This is a genomic window from Lysinibacillus capsici (assembly GCF_003367505.1).
Taxonomy (GTDB): domain Bacteria; phylum Bacillota; class Bacilli; order Bacillales_A; family Planococcaceae; genus Lysinibacillus; species Lysinibacillus capsici.
Genome location: NZ_PXXX01000028.1, coordinates 30,110 through 48,570, shown reverse-complemented (window position 1 = coordinate 48,570; position 18,461 = coordinate 30,110). Strand labels below are relative to the sequence as shown.

Annotated in this window: 19 protein-coding genes and 8 tRNA genes; 1 reads left to right on the top strand and 26 read right to left on the bottom strand. The window is 37.6% G+C overall.

Features of this window, described 5'->3' with window-relative positions; translation table 11 throughout:
- Nucleotides 1–84: 84 nt before the first annotated feature.
- From C7B89_RS21935 to acpS, 20 genes are all read right to left on the bottom strand, one after another.
- Nucleotides 85–158: transfer RNA gene (locus C7B89_RS21935), tRNA-Gly, on the bottom strand.
- Nucleotides 159–175: 17 nt separating this feature from the next.
- Nucleotides 176–252, bottom strand: a tRNA-Arg gene (locus tag C7B89_RS21930).
- Nucleotides 253–274: 22 nt separating this feature from the next.
- A tRNA-Leu gene (locus tag C7B89_RS21925) sits at nucleotides 275–360 on the bottom strand.
- 66 nt (nucleotides 361–426) lie between these two features.
- A tRNA-Lys gene (locus C7B89_RS21920) sits at nucleotides 427–499 on the bottom strand.
- Nucleotides 500–514: 15 nt separating this feature from the next.
- Nucleotides 515–589: transfer RNA gene (locus tag C7B89_RS21915), tRNA-Gln, on the bottom strand.
- Nucleotides 590–594: 5 nt separating this feature from the next.
- Nucleotides 595–670: transfer RNA gene (locus C7B89_RS21910), tRNA-Asp, on the bottom strand.
- Between the two features lie 30 nt (nucleotides 671–700).
- Nucleotides 701–772 (bottom strand) — tRNA-Glu (locus C7B89_RS21905).
- 1 nt (nucleotide 773) lies between these two features.
- A tRNA-Asn gene (locus C7B89_RS21900) sits at nucleotides 774–850 on the bottom strand.
- A 91-nt stretch (nucleotides 851–941) separates the two neighbouring features.
- On the bottom strand, nucleotides 942–1,403 hold the full coding sequence (locus C7B89_RS21895) for a SprT family protein (protein ID WP_115674575.1): 462 nt from the start codon (nucleotides 1,401–1,403) through the stop codon (nucleotides 942–944).
- A gap of 67 nt (nucleotides 1,404–1,470) precedes the next feature.
- Nucleotides 1,471–3,642, bottom strand: coding sequence for a Tex family protein (locus C7B89_RS21890; protein ID WP_115674574.1), 2,172 nt, complete (start codon nucleotides 3,640–3,642; stop codon nucleotides 1,471–1,473).
- 135 nt (nucleotides 3,643–3,777) lie between these two features.
- Nucleotides 3,778–4,563: an RNA polymerase sigma factor SigB gene (gene sigB, locus C7B89_RS21885; RefSeq protein WP_048394290.1), complete on the bottom strand. Its 786-nt coding sequence runs from the start codon at nucleotides 4,561–4,563 to the stop codon at nucleotides 3,778–3,780.
- Complete coding sequence (gene rsbW / locus C7B89_RS21880; RefSeq protein WP_016993413.1) at nucleotides 4,541–5,011, bottom strand: anti-sigma B factor RsbW; 471 nt, start codon at nucleotides 5,009–5,011, stop codon at nucleotides 4,541–4,543. The genes sigB and rsbW overlap by 23 nt, the downstream gene beginning before the upstream one ends.
- Nucleotides 5,011–5,343, bottom strand: coding sequence for an STAS domain-containing protein (locus C7B89_RS21875; protein ID WP_016993414.1), 333 nt, complete (start codon nucleotides 5,341–5,343; stop codon nucleotides 5,011–5,013). Before C7B89_RS21875 ends, rsbW begins: the two co-directional genes overlap by 1 nt.
- A 63-nt stretch (nucleotides 5,344–5,406) precedes the next feature.
- Nucleotides 5,407–6,357, bottom strand: a complete 951-nt coding sequence (locus tag C7B89_RS21870) for a PP2C family protein-serine/threonine phosphatase (RefSeq protein ID WP_244205754.1) — start codon at nucleotides 6,355–6,357, stop codon at nucleotides 5,407–5,409.
- A 58-nt stretch (nucleotides 6,358–6,415) separates the two neighbouring features.
- Complete coding sequence (locus tag C7B89_RS21865; protein WP_048394287.1) at nucleotides 6,416–6,817, bottom strand: anti-sigma regulatory factor; 402 nt, start codon at nucleotides 6,815–6,817, stop codon at nucleotides 6,416–6,418.
- Between the two features lie 361 nt (nucleotides 6,818–7,178).
- Entirely contained in the window at nucleotides 7,179–7,529 is a 351-nt protein-coding gene (locus tag C7B89_RS21860; protein ID WP_004232054.1) for a type II toxin-antitoxin system PemK/MazF family toxin, read from the bottom strand.
- A 4-nt stretch (nucleotides 7,530–7,533) separates the two neighbouring features.
- Nucleotides 7,534–7,797, bottom strand: a complete 264-nt coding sequence (locus C7B89_RS21855) for a hypothetical protein (protein ID WP_004232053.1) — start codon at nucleotides 7,795–7,797, stop codon at nucleotides 7,534–7,536.
- A gap of 301 nt (nucleotides 7,798–8,098) precedes the next feature.
- Nucleotides 8,099–9,220: an alanine racemase gene (gene alr, locus C7B89_RS21850; protein WP_115674572.1), complete on the bottom strand. Its 1,122-nt coding sequence runs from the start codon at nucleotides 9,218–9,220 to the stop codon at nucleotides 8,099–8,101.
- A gap of 178 nt (nucleotides 9,221–9,398) precedes the next feature.
- Complete coding sequence (locus C7B89_RS21845) at nucleotides 9,399–10,457, bottom strand: LolA family protein (protein WP_048394283.1); 1,059 nt, start codon at nucleotides 10,455–10,457, stop codon at nucleotides 9,399–9,401.
- 124 nt (nucleotides 10,458–10,581) lie between these two features.
- Entirely contained in the window at nucleotides 10,582–10,935 is a 354-nt protein-coding gene (gene acpS, locus C7B89_RS21840; RefSeq protein WP_048394281.1) for a holo-ACP synthase, read from the bottom strand.
- Between the two features lie 65 nt (nucleotides 10,936–11,000).
- Between acpS and C7B89_RS21835 the strand changes: the two genes are divergently transcribed.
- Nucleotides 11,001–11,624 carry a rhomboid family intramembrane serine protease gene (locus C7B89_RS21835; protein WP_048394279.1) on the top strand — a complete coding sequence of 208 codons (624 nt, stop codon included), beginning with the start codon at nucleotides 11,001–11,003 and terminating at the stop codon, nucleotides 11,622–11,624.
- 60 nt (nucleotides 11,625–11,684) lie between these two features.
- Here C7B89_RS21835 and C7B89_RS21830 read toward each other — a convergent pair whose 3' ends face one another.
- The 6 genes from C7B89_RS21830 to C7B89_RS21805 form a co-directional block, all read right to left on the bottom strand.
- Nucleotides 11,685–12,260 (bottom strand): GNAT family N-acetyltransferase, encoded by a 576-nt coding sequence (locus C7B89_RS21830; protein WP_054549589.1) that lies wholly within the window; start codon nucleotides 12,258–12,260, stop codon nucleotides 11,685–11,687.
- Between the two features lie 111 nt (nucleotides 12,261–12,371).
- A complete protein-coding gene (locus C7B89_RS21825) occupies nucleotides 12,372–13,838 on the bottom strand; it encodes a PH domain-containing protein (RefSeq protein WP_115674571.1) in 1,467 nt (488 codons plus the stop codon).
- Entirely contained in the window at nucleotides 13,831–14,310 is a 480-nt protein-coding gene (locus C7B89_RS21820; protein WP_004232029.1) for a PH domain-containing protein, read from the bottom strand. Before C7B89_RS21820 ends, C7B89_RS21825 begins: the two co-directional genes overlap by 8 nt.
- A gap of 136 nt (nucleotides 14,311–14,446) precedes the next feature.
- The gene (gene cshA / locus C7B89_RS21815) at nucleotides 14,447–15,970 is read right to left on the bottom strand and encodes a degradosome RNA helicase CshA (protein ID WP_054549592.1); all 1,524 of its coding nucleotides are present in this window, start codon (nucleotides 15,968–15,970) and stop codon (nucleotides 14,447–14,449) included.
- Between the two features lie 352 nt (nucleotides 15,971–16,322).
- Nucleotides 16,323–17,015, bottom strand: coding sequence for an alpha/beta hydrolase (locus tag C7B89_RS21810; protein WP_054549593.1), 693 nt, complete (start codon nucleotides 17,013–17,015; stop codon nucleotides 16,323–16,325).
- Nucleotides 17,016–17,090: 75 nt separating this feature from the next.
- Complete coding sequence (locus C7B89_RS21805) at nucleotides 17,091–18,458, bottom strand: UDP-N-acetylmuramoyl-tripeptide--D-alanyl-D-alanine ligase (protein ID WP_115674570.1); 1,368 nt, start codon at nucleotides 18,456–18,458, stop codon at nucleotides 17,091–17,093.
- Between the last annotated feature and the right edge of the window lie 3 nt (nucleotides 18,459–18,461).

Below are 18,461 nucleotides of genomic sequence, written 5' to 3'. Positions count from 1 at the left end.
GTTCAGTTTTCAAGGTTCATGTCATCGCCCTTTTGGACAACTATTTAAATTTACCATACAACCAAGAGGTTGTCAACACTTTTTTGGAGCGGGTGATGAGAATCGAACTCACGACATCAGCTTGGAAGGCTGAGGTTTTACCATTAAACTACACCCGCATATATTTTCTTAAAAATGGCGCGCCCGGCAGGAGTCGAACCCACAACCTTCTGATCCGTAGTCAGACGCTCTATCCAATTGAGCTACGGGCGCATATGAAATTAATTAATTGACTTGGTGCGGCCGAGAGGACTTGAACCTCCACGGGGTTGCCCCCACTAGGCCCTCAACCTAGCGCGTCTGCCGTTCCGCCACGACCGCATTCAATTAGTAACTTTTTTATTATACTATGATAATTCAAAAAGTCAACTCTTTTTCTTAAAGAGATGAGCCATGAAGGACTCGAACCTTCGACCCTCTGATTAAAAGTCAGATGCTCTACCAACTGAGCTAATGGCTCGAATTAAGAAATGAATGGCTGGGGTACTAGGATTCGAACCTAGGCATGACGGAATCAAAATCCGTTGCCTTACCGCTTGGCTATACCCCAATAAGTGGCGGTCCCGACCGGGATCGAACCGGCGATCTCCTGCGTGACAGGCAGGCATGTTAACCGCTACACCACGGGACCAAAATATTATTTACATTAAATTATGAAAAATGACCCCTACGGGATTCGAACCCGTGTTACCGCCGTGAAAGGGCGGTGTCTTAACCACTTGACCAAGGGGCCATGGCTCCGAAGGCAGGACTCGAACCTGCGACAACCTGATTAACAGTCAGGTGCTACTACCAACTGAGCTACTTCGGAATAATTCATGTTATGTTGTCGTCGTTATCTTGTCGACTTTTACTATTATAGGGACAACTCAACAAAACGTCAACTATTTTTTAAACTTTTTTTACTCTACTAATTTTAATTTCCCCAAACACTTACTGCAACAATACTTTTCAACATTCATTTTTATTTTCCGTATATATAATTGGTGGCAATTGACACAAGTATATTTATAGCGTCGTCGTTGTTTTTTAACTGTAGCTTTCGGGACATGTAAAACTGCGCAAAATCGAGGGGCATCTACTTTCCTTAATAATTCTCTAAAATCTTTATCTCGATGCTGATACCCTTTACCTTCAATATGTAGGTGATAATGGCATAATTCGTGTAAAACAATACCTTGAATCTCTTTCAAACCGTATAACTCATAGGCTTTAGGATTAATCTCAATATTATGGGATTGTAAAAGATATCGTCCTCCCGTTGACCGTAATCTCGGATTAAAGTAGGCTTGATGCAGAAAAGGCCTCTGAAAGTTTTCTAAAGATAAGCGACGAACAAGCTCTTGTAATTCTTGATTGTCCACAGTAATCACCTCTAACAACAAGAATACCACACTGCGTAGTATAGACAGTGTGGCAAAAATTTAGTACTCAAACTAATGCTTGATTTTTAGGAGGAAGCATCGTTAAAGAGATACGTCCTTTCGTTACATCTATTTGTTCAACCCAGACAGTTACAATATCCCCAAGTGCCACAACTTCTAATGGATGCTTTATACGTTTATTTTGGAGTTTAGAAATATGCACAAGTCCATCTTGCTTCACGCCAATGTCAACAAATGCGCCGAAATCTACTACATTTCTTACCGTCCCCTGCAATTCCATACCTACTTTTAAATCTTCCATTTTTAATACATCAGTCTTAAGCAATGGTTGTGGGAATGCATCACGTGGGTCACGACTAGGTTTCATTAAGGTATCCACGATATCTTGAATTGTCACAACTCCTACTCCAAGCACATCACTTAATTTTTGGATTTTTAGTGCTGCAATAGCATCCTCTGCCATCTGTGTCCCTAACTCTTTTTTATCTATTTGAGCCTCTGCTAATATTTGCTCAGCAAGGGCATAGCTCTCAGGATGAATACCTGTAGCATCAAACGGATTTTTTGCTTCTGGGACACGTAGGAAACCAATAGCTTGTTCATACGTTTTGGCGCCTAACCTTGGAATCTTCTTTAATTGCGCACGTGTAGTAAATTGACCATTTTCCTCTCGCGTCTTTACGATATTCTCTGCAACAGTTTTTGATAGACCAGAAACATATTGTAAGAGTGATGATGAAGCCGTATTTACATCTACACCAACTTGGTTAACAGCTGTTTCTACTATAAAAGATAGCGATTCATTTAATTTTTTTTGAGAAACATCATGCTGATACTGACCTACACCCACAGCTTTTGGTTCAATTTTCACTAACTCTGATAAAGGATCCTGTAAGCGACGTGCAATGGAGACAGCACTACGTTGTTCAACCTGTAAATCAGGAAATTCTGTACGTGCAATTTCAGACGCTGAATAAACAGATGCCCCCGCTTCATTGACAATCACATAGGCTATGTCAGTAGTAAGTTCATTTAATACATCCGCGATAAATTGTTCTGTCTCCCGAGATGCTGTACCATTACCAATGGCAATTATACTTATTGGATACTTTGCCAAAATTCCTTTTACAATAGCTTTGGATTTTGCCACATCTGGTTTCGGTGGATGTGGGTAAATAGCTGTAACCTCAAGCATTTTCCCAGTTTCATCTACAACCGCCAGCTTGCAACCTGTACGGTAAGCTGGATCAACCCCTAAAACATATTTACCTTTCATAGGTGGTTGTAGCAATAGGTTACGTAAATTTTCAGAAAAAATATGAATAGCCTGTGCCTCAGCTTTTTCTGTAAGCTCGTTTCGTAATTCCCTTTCAATTGAAGGCTGAATTAAACGCTTGTACGAATCCTCGATTGCTAGTTTAACTTCTGCAATAGCAGGAGACGAACCAGTTGCAGGTATCCATTCTTTCCACATAATCATTAATACTCGGTCCACCGGCACATGAATAGAAACCTTTAAGATTTCTTCTTTCTCTCCTCGGTTTATTGCTAAAATACGGTGTGGTACAATGCGACTAACAGGCTCTTCATATTCGTAATACATTTCAAAAACATTTTTCTCGTCGATTTCTGTATTTTTCACAGACGTCACAAGAATTCCATCTTTCCATGAATAAGCTCGGATTTTTTCACGAATAGAGGCATCGTCCGCAAAACGTTCTGCTAATATATCTCGAGCTCCTATCAGGGCTTCTTCCGTATTAGCAACTTGTTCGTTGTCCACAAAGTCAGTTGCTAATTGCTCTAATGCATCATCACTAAATGCTAACAGGAGATCTGCAAGAGGCTCTAAACCTTTCTCTTTTGCAATCGTCGCCTTTGTACGTCGTTTTTGCTTATAAGGTCTATATAAATCCTCAACACGTTGTAAGATTGTTGCAGAAAGAATAGCCTGCTCTAATTCTGGTGTAAGCTTTTCTTGCTCTTGGATTAATCGTATAACTTCTTCTTTTCGTTGTTCAAGTTGCTGTATGTAGTGATAACGATCTTCTACAGCTTTAATTTGCACCTCATCAAGTGATCCTGTAACCTCTTTTCGATAGCGCGCAATAAATGGTACCGTATTTCCCTCTTCTAATAAGTTAATAACAGCTTCTACTTGCCCTGGTTTGACTGCTACATCCTTTGCAATGAGCTGTAACATTTGCTTTTGCTCCACATCATCACTACCTTTTTCTTTTCATTTTACCATTACACTTTACTAAAAATGCAAAAAAATAGTCTACTCAGACGAATATGAGTAGACTATTTCCATTCATTTTAAAGGTATTTTTCATTAAACACCCATGAAAGATTAGAGCGAAACACTGCCACTTGCTAGAATAGCCTCTTGTAATTTCTTTATTGCTTTCCTTTGTATCCTCGATACATGCATTTGAGAAATCCCTAATCGTTCTCCAGCTTCTTTTTGACTAAGTTGCTCTAGATATGTAAGCTGAATAATTTGTTTTTCCCTCTCATTCAACACAACCAGCGCCTCTGAAACAATCATTCGTTTATTGGTCATTTCATAGCCATCGTCTTCCCTGCCCAAAATATCGAATAACGTGACTGTACTACCGTCTGAGTCTGACTCTATCGAATGGTCCATAGAAAGAGCTTGATAACTACGGCTCATTTCCATAGCTTCTAGTACCTCTTCCTCTGCTACTTCTAATCGTTCAGCAATATCTTTAATGGATGGAGAACGCTGTAATTCAATTGTCAGCGCCTCCACAGTTGATTTAATCCTCGGCCCAAGTTCCTTTATACGTCTAGGCACATGCACATCCCATGTTTTATCACGTAAAAAACGTTTGATTTCCCCAACAATTGTTGGCACGGCAAAAGCTTCAAAACTACGACCAACATTCGGATCAAAACGTCTTATTGCACCTAACAATCCCAGCATCCCTACTTGAACAATATCATCATAATATGATTTACCATTCGAATATTTACGAGCTATAGATTCAACTAGATATCGATAATGAATCACTAAATTGGTTTGTGCTTCATCATCCTCCGTTGACTGGTACAATTCAATCCACTTAAGTACATCTTCTTTAGATGAAGATTTATGTAGTGATTCTTTCGACATTTTTCTCCACCTGCTCCCTAGTGACATACTTTGTCATGAAGACAGTTACGCCACCATCGTTATTGATCATCACCTCATCCATCAAAGTTTCCATTAAATAAAGTCCCAAACCACCTTCTCTTAGCCCTGCAATACTTTCTTCAGGATGATACGGCCCAATCTTAGACTTAATCTCTTCAAAATTAAAACTATTGCCGTAATCCGCAATCATCATTTCCATTTTATTGTCATACAGCGCACACCCGATGACAATTTCACCCTCTTCTTCGTCTTTATAAGCATGGTGAACAACATTTGTCACAGCCTCACTTGCTGCAATTTTTAAATCTTCAATATCATCATAATTAAAGCCAATCCTACTCGCTAAGCCCGAGACAGTTAATCGAATGACACTGACAAATTGCGGTTTAGCAGGAACTCTAATTTCAATATAGTCAAATTCCTTCATTATCTTAATTCCACCTTTTTATCAGTTTCGATATCCATCAAATCACTAAGACCAGTAATTTCAAATAATCTTTGTAACCTATTCGATAAACCAACGAGCTTTACTTTACCATTTTCACGTAATGCTCTTTTATAAAAGGCAACAAAAATCCCAAGTCCTGTACTATCCATGTAATTTACCTTTGATAGATCAAGCTCAATTTCTAAACCCTCTGTAATCTTTACAGCTTCTAATTCGTCTCGTAATCCTGAAGCAGTAAACGTATCAATCTCACCCTCAACAAAGCCAAATAATTTATGATCAATTTCTTTAAAATGTATCGTTACGTCCATATAGCACACCTCCACCATATTTGTTAGACTATTTTCTCTACCCTGTTCAATTTAAACTTAAACCTATTTTTTTAAAATAACTACAGTAAAATCATCAAATAGTTTAAAATTTTGCACTCTCTCTATTTCCTTATAAAGGAGCTGACACAATTGCTGGGCAGATAAATGTCTATTTTCTTTTATTAAAGTTGTGATTACCTCTCGTGAATTTAATTCTTCTTTCACTCTAAATTCTGTCACACCGTCGGTCATCATAATAATCAAATCATTCTCTTCTAACACAATTTCATGAAACGTATAGTTTGTTTCAGACAATACACCCAATAGTAAACCTTTAGCCTCTAAGGTAAAGAACTGATCGTTCTTTGCACTATAATGTAAAGCTGGTTCATGGCCTGCCGAAGCATAAGAAAAAATGTTTTGCTCTACATTTAAGCAGCCATAAAACATCGAAACAAACATACTGTCATCCACACCTTTTTCTATTACCCTATTAATAACTTCTAAAACATATGAGGGATCTTTATATGCATATACCAATGTTTCAAGTCCATATTTCACCATCGACATACATAAAGCAGCAGGAACTCCTTTACCGACAACATCTGTCACAGCCACACTCAAATATTCTTCTCCATCATGAAAAAAATGTACATAATCGCCATTCATTTTTCGAATAGGTACTGAAATCATACCTATATCAATATTTTTCATATTCGGCACATAAGTTTTCAACAATGTTTTTTGGATGTTTGTCGCTATTTTCATTTCCATTTCATATTCAGCTTGCTTTTGAAGTAAACTTTGATGCTCTCTATGTGCCATTCCATAATGCACCATTACTTCAATCAAAAAATCATAAGCAGGCTGTAATTCATTCATTTGATTCGGAAATATTTGTTCTACAGCATTTTTATGAATGCTAATAACATCCTCGGGAGAGATATTTTTTTGAATTAATTGACGTGTGAAGTTCTGAGCGATATATAAATTTCTTTCTGTTTGGTTGACCATATAATCTGCTAATATTTTTTTATACTGAGCTTCTAATTGTTTCAGTTTTCTTCACGTCCTAACGCAACCATTTTTCCGCTCTTATCGTTGTTCCCTCTCCAACGACAGATTGAATATCTAAACTATCCATCAATCGTTTAACACCTGGCAAACCAGCACCCAGCCCCCCCGAGGTGGAATAACCATCCTCCATTACTTTACGAACATCTTTAATACCAGGCCCTTGATCTGTTGCAACAACAACTATTTTTTTTTCTGTATCTGCTTCAACCCTTTCAATTGCTATGATACCTATACTTGCATATAAATAAATATTTCGTGCTAATTCACTAATTGCCGTGGTGATGCGGGCTTGATCAACAGTGCCAAATCCAAGTGCTTTTGCTTCATTGCGCCCCAGTTGTCTAGCTGCAACAATATCCCACTCTGTAATAATTTCAACCGAAGACCTATATGTCACTGCTGTCCCTCCATTTCCTTTGGAGTTATACTCTTACACTTTTGTTCAAACTGCTTGCCATCATTTAAAATGAATGAATTGCCTCTATAAATGGAATATTCTATGTAAATTTTCATATACCTTTTAAGAATTTTTTCAAAAATCTATTTTTATTAAAAATCTTGTGTATATCTTAAAGCTTTTTGTAATATTTATCAATTACACCTTGGCTTAATTATTTCAGGTACTTCATCTTTCGTAGCAAAATCGTTTGCTGAGCAAGATCTATCGTAATTCAAATTATGGTAAAGACATTTCAAGGATATAAGACAAAAAAGCATCGAGATATCATAATCTCGATGCTTCTATACACATATGTATATCAAAATTTAACTAGACCTAAACTAATCATCAACGCACCATCAACTTTTTCCATCACAGCATGATCCAGTTGCGTAATACGATCCGTCAATCTTGACTTATCAATTGTCCGCACTTGTTCTAGCAAAATAACCGAATCACGTTCAAAACCATACTTTTCAGCATTGATTTCAACGTGTGTCGGTAACTTTGCCTTTTGAATCTGTGCAGTGATAGCTGCGATGATGACAGTCGGACTAAATCGATTGCCAATATCATTTTGAATAATCAGCACCGGCCTAGTGCCTCCTTGTTCAGAACCTATTACCGGTGATAAGTCTGCAAAAAAAACGTCACCACGTTTTACATTCAAAGTGTCATCCCCCGCTAACGAGACGCTCCACCATATGTTGTGCTTCATACTCTGCATGCAAGCATTCGCTCGCAATCATTAAATTAATATGAGACATTTCAACATATCCTTTAATCATAGCTTCCCGTATTTGATTTGGTTGCTCCTGCATTAAATTTTTGCGCGCCAAAATACGCACAAAAGATTCACCTTCAATTACTTCCTTTGTTTGTAGAAATAGCCTGTCTTGAACAGCAATTGTAGCTTCTCTTAACTTTTTCTCGTACACAGCAAGCACCTCCAACGGAACCATACACTTTTCATTACTTCCCATTCTATCATTGAAAGATATTGTTGAAAAGACATGAAATGACAAAATATCTGACAATTTGAAGTACAAATTGTAAAAATATGTTGGTTGTCGAAGGTATATGCTGAATAATTATTATTGCAATGTGTTTTCAAATATGAGCCATTACTATGTTTTGGAAAAGAAATAAGTTCTCCAGTGCTAATTTATTTACCAATTTCAACTTGGAACATTGCTCATGACATTACATTGAGATTTGACTTATTCTAATGAAAGACAACTAAAGATATATTCTAGGAACTCTTGTTGTTATAATGCATGGTATTTCATAATTAATTGTTTCGAGCTTTGTTGCCCATTCATCGATCGATACTCCAGTATTTCCTTGTCGACCAATGAGTGTTACCTTCTCACCTATATCATATGCTTTTGGTAGGGCAACCATACATTGGTCCATACAAATTCGTCCAACAATCGGCATTCTTTGTCCATCAATTAAAACCTCTTGTCCACCTAACTTGCGAATCACGCCATCTGCATAGCCAATTGGAATTGTTCCTATCCACATATCTGTCGGAGCAACATATGTAGCTCCATAGCCAACTGGATCACCTGATTTTATTTGCTTTACATGAACAAGTTCACTTTCAAGCGAGAACGCTGGTAACAAGGGAAAAGGTAATATACTTTTCACATATGAAGAAGGTGATAATCCATACATCGAAATACCAAATCTAACAGCATCATATTGTAAATGCGGATCTTTTACTAATGAGGCTGCTGTATTAGATGCATGAACAAGTCGCGGCTTATTAGGTATTACAGCTAAACATTTCTCAAAAAATTGTACCTGTTGATCAAAATGTAGCGTATCCTCTTCATCAGCTGTCGCAAAGTGTGTAAATATTCCATCCAGCTCCATGTTATCTGTAGACTGTATTGTTTGATAGAGCTCTAATAATTCCTGCTCTGAGCGAATACCTATTCTACCCATTCCGCTATCTATTTTTATATGAAGTCGTAAAGGAAGCGCTTCATCCACTAAAAGAGAAGCAGCTTGCTGAATCCAATCATCGGCAAATGCCGTAAGTATAATACGTTGCTGCGCTGCATAAGGAGCAAATGAAACTGGAGATGCACCTAATATTAATATGTCTGGTTCTTCAAAATGTGCTCGAATATGTAATGCCTCATCGGGCGTTGCCACTGCAAGTACTGTGGCACCAGCTTCAAGAGCTGCCCGTGCAACGGCTACATCTCCATGACCATACGCATTTGCTTTTACTACAGCGATAATTTGAACATTAGGTCGTAAAAATTCTTTTAAGTTTTTTACATTTTGTTGAATTGCTTGTAAGTCTATTATTGCTTTTGTTGGACGAAAAAACTGCTGTGTCTTCATAAGAATACCCTCTTTATTTTTAATTAAAACATTATGTAGGACATACATATTGCAAAGTATGTCGATTTAGCTTGTACACACAAAGTTTTAGTTTTCGGATGAGCCTATACTTTATAGGTTCATTTTAATTATCAATAAGCTACAGCCTCCGTATCCCAGAAGGCTGTAGCCAGAAAAGTTACTTCATACTACTTATCGTCATAGATGTAGCAACTTCAATCATTTCTTCTCGCGTTAATTTACTTGATGCTACAAAGAATTCAACGCCATCTTTTTCCCAACTAATTGATGTATCTGTAATAGCACCAATTGTATAGCCTAAATCAACTGGATCACCAGGTGACGATACAGGTAACATTGAATTTTCCTTCATTACTGGTTGCTGCATAACAGTAAATGCCTTCTCACCATCGTATGTTAAGATTACTCGTTCCATTCCACTTTCCTGCACAACTTTTTCATTCGCTAATTGTGCCCAATTTACAACAGGATAATGTGTTTGGAATTCTTGATATTCAACTTCTGCTCCAACAGCTTCCTTATCCTCATTATCTTCTTGCCCTTCTTTTTCGGCAGGTGTAGCTTGTTCACCTTTCGTGTTATCTTTATCAGTGAATTGTTCAACTGCATACTCTTTTGCAGCATGTTGTACACCTAGCTTAATTTTCTTAAATGTGATTTTGATTTGCTCTTCTTTCACATCATTCATAATCACTACTGAGGTTGGCAATAAAGTTTTCTTATCTACTGTTATAACCTGATGTGGCATACTGTTCTTATAGCTATTTCTAGTAGCCGCTTCAAATATATATGCTTTTTCTTCTTCTTTCATGACAAGATTTTTATCTTCTGCTAAATCTTCTGCTAGTGCTCCAATTAAGTATGCCTGACTATTTTTCTTTGGCCAATCACTTTGGAATTTATACATTTTGTTTAATGTCGGTGTTACGACAAAAACACCATCAGCATTACGTACAATCATTTGAGAAACATCTTTCCCACTTTCAACTACTTCTACTCGATAGAAATCAGGTTTTGTGTGCCATACTGTTACATCATAATTTCTAGGTTCCCCACCCGATTTAATTTCCATCGATGCATTTAATTCATAACCATTCGTCTCTGCCCATTTACCATTCACTTTCTTCAACACTTTTTCCTGTGAGGCTGCACCACATGCCGACAGAAGTAATATCGTACAAAGTAAGACGAGCCATTTAACTATACGGTTGCCCACGCTTTCACCCTTTCTTCTTTCAAATCCACTACGACAATATATGAACCGTATTTGTCAGTTATGTCATTTGAAGAAAGGGCAATATATTTAAATTTACATGCAATCCTTTTAGACAAGTTAAGTACTATTCTAATAAGATTACTTGAGCAGCTGCGTATTGCTTAGAATGCGTAATACTAACAAATCCATTGACAAGTTCATCCTTAAAATATAAAACAGGATTGCCAGCTGCTCCTTTTAACACTTCCAAATCATGAAGCTTACATTGTTCCCCAAGCCCTGTTCCCAGAGCCTTCGAAAATGCTTCTTTTGCAGCAAATCGCCCAGCTAAAAATTCTATTTTGCGAGTTTCCGAATAACCATCAAATATTTTTTTTTCATTTATCGTTAAAATGCGGTCTTTAAATTTATCTGTTCGTTTCATAGCCTTTGCAATACGATCAATCTCTACAATATCGAGGCCAATTCCCTTAATCATGTGAACCTTCTCCTTTACCTATTTCCAACAAGGCATGTATAATAATTGTAAATTGAGGTGGAGCCATGTTTAGTAGAACGGAAAATTTTAAGCAATATACAAAGTATTACCCTGTTGTTTCAACTTTAATAGCAATAAATCTTACTCTTTATGTATTGTCTCTCATACCCAGCATAGGAACACTCTTGTGGAATTACGGAATCCAAGCAAATTTCCTGATTCAAAGTGGGGAATGGTGGCGTGTTTTCTCTGCCATGTTTTTACATGCAGGTTTTATGCATGTATTTTTTAATATGTTTTCCTTATATCTCTTTGGACCAGAGCTAGAAAAAATCGCAGGGAAAGCACGTTTCATTACAATTTATTTAGTATCAGGTATTGTAGGCAACATGGCAACCTATATATTCTATGATAGTAGTTATGCCAGCCTTGGTGCAAGTGGGGCTATTTTTGGAATTTTTGGTGCATTTGGGGCATTAGTTTACTATACTCGACGTACAATGCCCATGCTTCGTAAGCTCATTTTACCAATCATCGTCATCAGTGTCATTATGACCTTTCTCCAACCAAATGTGAATGTCTTTGCTCATTTAGGCGGTCTAGTAACCGGATTTATCCTTGGACTTGTCTATTTACATCCAAAAAGAATTTTAAGCTGGCGCAAACAAAAGATGGCTGGTAGACCATAACATTAAAAAGAGGAGCTGCTCACCTATAGAGCTGCTCCTCTTTCCTTACAATGACCTCCATTATAAAACCACTGTAGCTTCATTTGACATCTTTATTTTTTTCCATTCAGTTGCTGTTAAACCATAAACAACCTGATCTACGTAGTGATCATATAGCCACTCAGCATCCCTTAAACGCCCTTCTTCATGAAAGCCCAATACCTTTGGGATTGTACGACTACGAATATTACCAACTGCAACACGCACTTCTATACGATTTAACTTTAAATAATTAAAGGCAAAATCAATCAATGCTTTCATGGAATTCGTAACGAGCCCCTTTCCTACAAATTCATTCCCTAGCCAGTAGCCAATACTTGTCCATTTATGTTGCCAGTTGATTTGGTGATAACCAATAACACCCGCAAGCTTTCCATCATAGTAAATCCCTGCTTGTATGCCATTGTGATCAGCATATTGTTGCATAGCATTTTTTACGAATTGCTCAGTATCCTTTACTGTTTTGACATCATCTACAAAGGGCAACCATTCACGTAATGTATCCCTTGAACGGTCAGTTAAAGCGAATAACTCTTCTACATCACTTAAATCCAAAAGCTTTAAATAAGCGCTTTCATTAATGTCATATTTAAACAATGTCTCCACCCCTTTTGTTCTATTTATTTTATTATAAACAGCATCTCTATTTATTTATAGTTAAAAAAGCTAATCCTTCCATAAAATTGAAAGGATTAGCTTTTTAGTTCATTAATGTTCGTACCATGTTAAGATCGTCTCGGCATCTTGTTGCTCTAAGCTGGAAACACTCCCCGTTGTACCAGTTGCTCCTGACATGACGGTTGCTTTTACAGACATAACATTCTTTCTTTTTTGAAAGTACGATTGTGTACTTTCAATAGATTGAATTCGCTTCTTCTCCATGGTTAACGTAATTCGACTAAACACTCGATACTGCATAGCCAGTTGCTTGCCATCTATTTGATAGCCTGCTGTTTTATGTTGCCAAATACCAAGTAACATTGTTAATGGAATTAACAGCAACGACAATAGCCCGTATGGATAAAAGAAATAGATAGATGCACCGATAATCGGAACTAGCCAGAAAAAATCAATGCGATAAAAAAATGGTCTTGCCCTTTTTGGTGAGCGAGTAAATGTAGGCTGCCAATTCATTTCTGGGAAAAGCTGTTCTAATGTTTGCATACAATCCGGCTTCTTAATAAGTGGAAATAGCGTAATTTTTTTATCATTTCCATTTTCACCATTACCACCAGCACTTTCAACAACCACTGTAGCATAGCCTGTTAACTGACGTAGTGGATTTTCCACAATACGAATTGCCTGAATTCGATTCAACGGCAAAGTAATACGCTTTTTTTCTAACAGTCCCTTTGTGATAATCAACTTTTCTTCCTCAATGCGGACAGTGTAATCATAATAATTTATCAGTGTGATGACCACTGATACAATCCAAGCAACAATTAAAACAACCATCACCGTCAATGCCACTAAAAATGCGCCGATTTTCACGAAATCAGCTAACTCATGAAATACAGTTTCATAAGGAATAATGTCGGAAAATTGTGAAGCAACGGCTGCAAGACCTGATAACACAACACCAATTCCACCAGATGTTGTTGCTAATACTAGTAAATCTCGCATGGACATATGGTAAATCATCGGAGTTGGTATAGCTTCCTCTACAACCTGCATTTGATCCTGTTGTTGAACTGCTTCGTTTTTAGCATGACGCATTTCTAATTCAATAACATCTGCTGCTGCTTTGCGAATGGCTGTCAGCTCAACCTCAGGTTTTCCCCCTTTACTACCAGCAGTCTCCACCTGAACTTTCACTAAACCAAAAATACGATGAAAAACACCTTCATTGTAATTCAAACTTTGAATACGTTCAAAAGGGATATAACGTTTCTTTTTAACAAATAATCCATATGTCACACGCAACTCCCCATCTTCAAACCAGTAAACAAATGTCCGCCATTTTATGATTCCTCCCACGAGCGCAAGAAGTGCTGCTACTCCCCATACACCGAAAAGTAAAATGGTTTCAAAAAAATGATCACTACGAAAATTCAAAGAAAAATTAAAGCCGTTACTTATGATAATAATGGCAATTGGTAATATCATACTTTTCAATGCTTTTACACTCGTTATAATTGCAGACACTGGGTGTAAACGATTAATTTCCTTAGACATCATCTTCAGCCACCCTTGCTAAATCAGAAATACGCGCACGCAGTACGTCTGCTTCATCCATAACAAGTGCAGGAATCGTATGTACAGTTGCAGCTGTAGAAATAGAGATATTACCTAAGTCGTATTTTTTTAATATCGGCCCTTGTGTTGTATCAACATGTTGCACACGTACCATTGGAATTAATGTGCGTTTCACAACAAATAAACCATGTTGTACTTCGATTTCATGCTCTCGAACTTCATAGCGCCATCTTTCCCATCTTATTTTCGGGAAAATAAAAATAGATAATATCGCACTTAGTAAAACAATTGCACATGCTATGAAGTAAATAAATGAAGGCCATTCAAAATAATAAGTACCATAGCTTACAAGTCCTGCTACAACTAACAGCACCAATGTTTGTATGACTCCATATAAACGCCACACTGTTAGCCCTTTACGAGAAATTTGATGAATCGGTTGTGCTCTCATTGTCGTTCCCCCTCTTTCTTCATTAGGTGTATACGAATTCACTCACCTTTTTGTTTCAACTATAGCCGAAAAAAAACCTTACAGCCATCATGACTGTAAGGTTTACTATAAAAAATTAAGTGTATTTCGTCTAAAATTATCCTTCGTGACGTCTTGGAGAACGAGAACGACCTTGTCCACCTTCACGACGTCCGCCTTCACGGCGTCCACCCTCTCGACGGCTACTGCTACTGCGACGCTCTCCACTGCGAGCATTGTCACGACGTCCGCCGCCAAAGCTACGGTTACCACGGCCACGATCACCGCCACCACGGTTATTGCTAGAACGTTCACGACGCATTGGTAATGGACGTTCTTCTGTGATTGTTACTGGTGTATCGTCTGGCTCTCTCGTTAATGAACGCAGAGCAGCTGCAACAACATCAACAGCATCATGATTGTCTAATAATTCTGCTGCAAGTGTACGGTAATCACCTAAATTGTTATTAGCAATAAGACCTTCCAGTGTTTCAACAGCTAAGCGTTGTTGACCTTCTAATGCTTCGTCCGTTGTTGGTGGGCGAAGAGGTGTCATACGTTTTTTCGTAGTTTCTTCTACAATACGTAAGTAACCCATTTCACGAGGTGTTACAAATGTTACGGCAAGACCTGATTTACCTGCACGACCTGTACGTCCAATACGGTGAACATATGATTCAGGATCTTGAGGAATATCAAAGTTATAAACATGTGTTACACCAGAAATATCAAGTCCACGAGCGGCTACATCAGTCGCAACAAGGATATCGATTTTATTTTCTTTAAACTGACGTAATACTGAGATACGCTTCGCTTGGCTTAAATCACCATGAATACCTTCAGCTAAATAACCACGAATAGATAGTGCCTGTGCAAGCTCATCTACACGACGTTTTGTACGACCAAAAATAATTGCAAGCTCTGGTTGGTGTACATTTAATAAACGAGATAAAATATCGAATTTTTCACGTTCAGCAGACTTAACAAAATATTGATCAATGTTATCAACAGTTAGTTCTTTAGCTTTAATTTTTACAATCTCTGGATCACGCATAAATGTTTCTGCAATTTTACGGATTGCTGGTGGCATTGTTGCTGAGAACAGTAATGTTTGGCGCTCAGAAGGTACGTTTTCTAAGATTGAATTAATATCATCAATAAAGCCCATGTTTAACATTTCATCTGCTTCATCCAATACTAATGTTTGAACATCTTCTAATTTTAACGTACGACGATTAATATGATCAATAATACGACCTGGCGTACCAACAATGATTTGAGGTCTATTTTTCAGTGCACGAATTTGACGGCCTATTTCTTGACCACCGTATACTGATAATAATTTTACGCGTTTGTCATAGCCAATTTTATAAAGCTCTTCTGAAACTTGAATTGCTAACTCACGAGTTGGAGCAATGACTAATGCTTGAATATTAGGGTTTTTTGGATCGATTTTTTCAATTAGTGGAATCCCGAAAGCGGCAGTTTTACCAGTACCTGTTTGTGCTTGACCTAATACATCACGGCCTTCAATCGCAAAACGAATAGTACCTTCTTGGATTGGTGTTGCTTCTTCAAATCCCATACGCTTTACTGAGCGTAATGTAGATTCGCTAATATTTAATTCTGAAAAATTTGTCAAACTTCTCAATCTCCTTTTTTTCCTTTTAAGTTGACAAATGGTTACATTTTCAGATGAAGTTGTCGGCAAATTCGAGCCTGTGTAGTGGAACGTTTCCGTTACTTAAAAATTTTCTCTACATGATAGTCCATATAGAGCTCTCTTATATGAAAAGGAAAGCCCGGTCTTTACCGAGCGGTTCGATTCTGTCGTAATTTTTCACTTTAGAATAAAACCGTTGTGTTCAAAAAAAAGTACTCTTCAACCAAATATGAAGAGTCTTCGCACAAAATGTATCCATTGCTTACACTAGTCTAACATGGCTTTAAATCCTATGCAACGATAACGCATGAGTCGTAATAATCTGACTACTTTATTTACCTTTTAAAAACATTAAAACCTGTGGAAACCATTCAGAGCAATCTTCCTCAAAACATATATGGTGCTTGCCATTATCAGAAAAATACAAAACCTTGTCTGTAGAGGCTAATTCATCAAAAAGAAATTGAGCCGTATGATAAGGCACTATCCCATCCAACTTCCCCTGCACAATATATACAGGAATTTGAATATGCCGATAATACGGCTCCACCATTCTTACCAACTTCATAAATTCTACTGTTGAGGCAAGTGGCACATTGTTAAATTTCTGATGGTATCGTAGATAGAGTTCGTTATTAGTTAAATTATGGTGATAGGCTTCAGTAGCTAACATTTTAAAATCTTTGACTAGCTGTTTAGGGCTCACATACTTTGCAGCAGCACTTAGTAATACAAGCTTTTTCACTTTATAGCGTTTAGCTAAATATAGCGCTATAATTCCTCCCATTGAAAAGCCAACAACGATTACCTCGTCAACTTTTTTTGCCAACGATCGGAAAGCTAATTCGGCATCCATTAACCAGTGTTTCGCCTTAAAACCACTCATATGTAATTCTTCACCATGTCCGGACAATGTTGGCTCTTCAATTATCCAATCTGTATGTGAACGTAAATAACTTGTGAATGGCTTCACTTCATATGGTCCACCTGAAAATCCATGAATACATAGTACACCTACTGACAAATTCTTCACCTCATTTAACAAAGATAAACCTACACAAATAAATCGGTGAGCGTTTCTCTCACCGATTCATTGCTACTATGACGTAAATGCCTTTAAGATTGTCTCTAATTTCATACCACGTGAACCTTTAAGTAAAACAATAGATGATTCATTCGCTTGTTTTAGCTTTTCAATAATAGCCGTATAATCATCTTCTGTATACAATAAACGTTCAGCCTCAAAGCGCTCTTTTAATATTTTGTAAAGATATAGCATCCGAGGGCCAAACAAACAGACATAATCAATTTCATCCTCATTAATATGCTCAACCAGACCCTCATGGAAACGTTGCTCATTTGGTCCAAGCTCTAGCATATCTCCTAACACAAGCCATTTTTCAGGTCGAATAGTTGATGTAGCCATAAATTGAATGGCAGCTTTTACAGAGGTTGGAGCTGCATTATAGGCATCATTGATAAATAGAGCGCCATTCGTTCCTAGTACCTGTTGCATCCTCATATCAGTTAATACGACATGCTCTAAGGATGTACGTATTTGTTCATTGCTTAAACCTAGCTTATGAGAAATTAACATGGCCACAAGTGTATTTTTTACTTGATGCTTGCCAAGCACTGAAATAAAGAAATCACCCTCGATCATACCGTGTGTAGTGAAGTGGCTGCCATCAGCGTTAGCATGAATATTGTCAGCGTATAAAAGATTATTGGATTCTAACCCGAACGGCACTGACTGTAATTGCTGTTCTTTTGCCACTAATTCCTTGAGCAAAGGTTCATCACCATCATAAAATAATAGACCATCTTCTTGCATTCCTTGAATAATTTCAAACTTAGCTTTTGCAATACCTGCACGTGACCCCAAATCCTGCATATGGGCCTCACCAATGTTGGTAATAACCGTCATATGTGGACGAGCAAGCTTCGTTAAAAACTCAATTTCACCAAATCCACTCATGCCCATCTCAAGGACAGCCACATCTGTATCTTCATCAAGCTGTAAGATAGTAATAGGCAAGCCCAATTGATTATTAAAGTTCCCGATCGTTTTTTGTACTTTAAAGAATGGAGCTAGTGTTCCCGCTAAAATATCCTTTGTTGATGTCTTACCATTTGAACCTGTAATGCCTATAAATTTTGCTTTATGTTCATTACGATATGCTCTAGCCATTTCTTGCAAAGCTAATTCTGGATCATCCACAAACAACAACGGGTAACCTTCTGGTGGATTCGGCTCATCCTTTTGCCAAAGAGAAGCTCCAGCACCTTTCTCAAATGCCTGCATTACAAACTTATGCCCATTTGTATGCTCACCACGAAATGGAACAAATAGGTCTCCTTGTTGAATTGTTCTTGTATCAATAGAAATTCCTGACACAACAGTGTCACCCAAAGCCGCCATATCCTCATTTAACCATGCAGCTAATTGTTTTAAAGTTTTTTTCACGAT

What these genes read in the sequence shown, in the direction of transcription:
- sigB (WP_048394290.1), bottom strand. Translation starts at nt 4,563, where the DNA reads ATGTCGAAAGAATCACTACATAAATCTTCATCTAAAGAAGATGTACTT.
- rsbW (WP_016993413.1), bottom strand. Translation starts at nt 5,011, where the DNA reads ATGAAGGAATTTGACTATATTGAAATTAGAGTTCCTGCTAAACCGCAA.
- C7B89_RS21875 (WP_016993414.1), bottom strand. Translation starts at nt 5,343, where the DNA reads ATGGACGTAACGATACATTTTAAAGAAATTGATCATAAATTATTTGGC.
- C7B89_RS21870 (WP_244205754.1), bottom strand. Translation starts at nt 6,357, where the DNA reads ATGGTCAACCAAACAGAAAGAAATTTATATATCGCTCAGAACTTCACA.
- alr (WP_115674572.1), bottom strand. Translation starts at nt 9,220, where the DNA reads ATGAAGACACAGCAGTTTTTTCGTCCAACAAAAGCAATAATAGACTTA.
- acpS (WP_048394281.1), bottom strand. Translation starts at nt 10,935, where the DNA reads ATGATTAAGGGAATTGGCCTCGATATTGTAGAGATTGATCGTATTGCA.
- C7B89_RS21835 (WP_048394279.1), top strand. Translation starts at nt 11,001, where the DNA reads ATGTTTAGTAGAACGGAAAATTTTAAGCAATATACAAAGTATTACCCT.
- C7B89_RS21825 (WP_115674571.1), bottom strand. Translation starts at nt 13,838, where the DNA reads ATGTCTAAGGAAATTAATCGTTTACACCCAGTGTCTGCAATTATAACG.
- C7B89_RS21820 (WP_004232029.1), bottom strand. Translation starts at nt 14,310, where the DNA reads ATGAGAGCACAACCGATTCATCAAATTTCTCGTAAAGGGCTAACAGTG.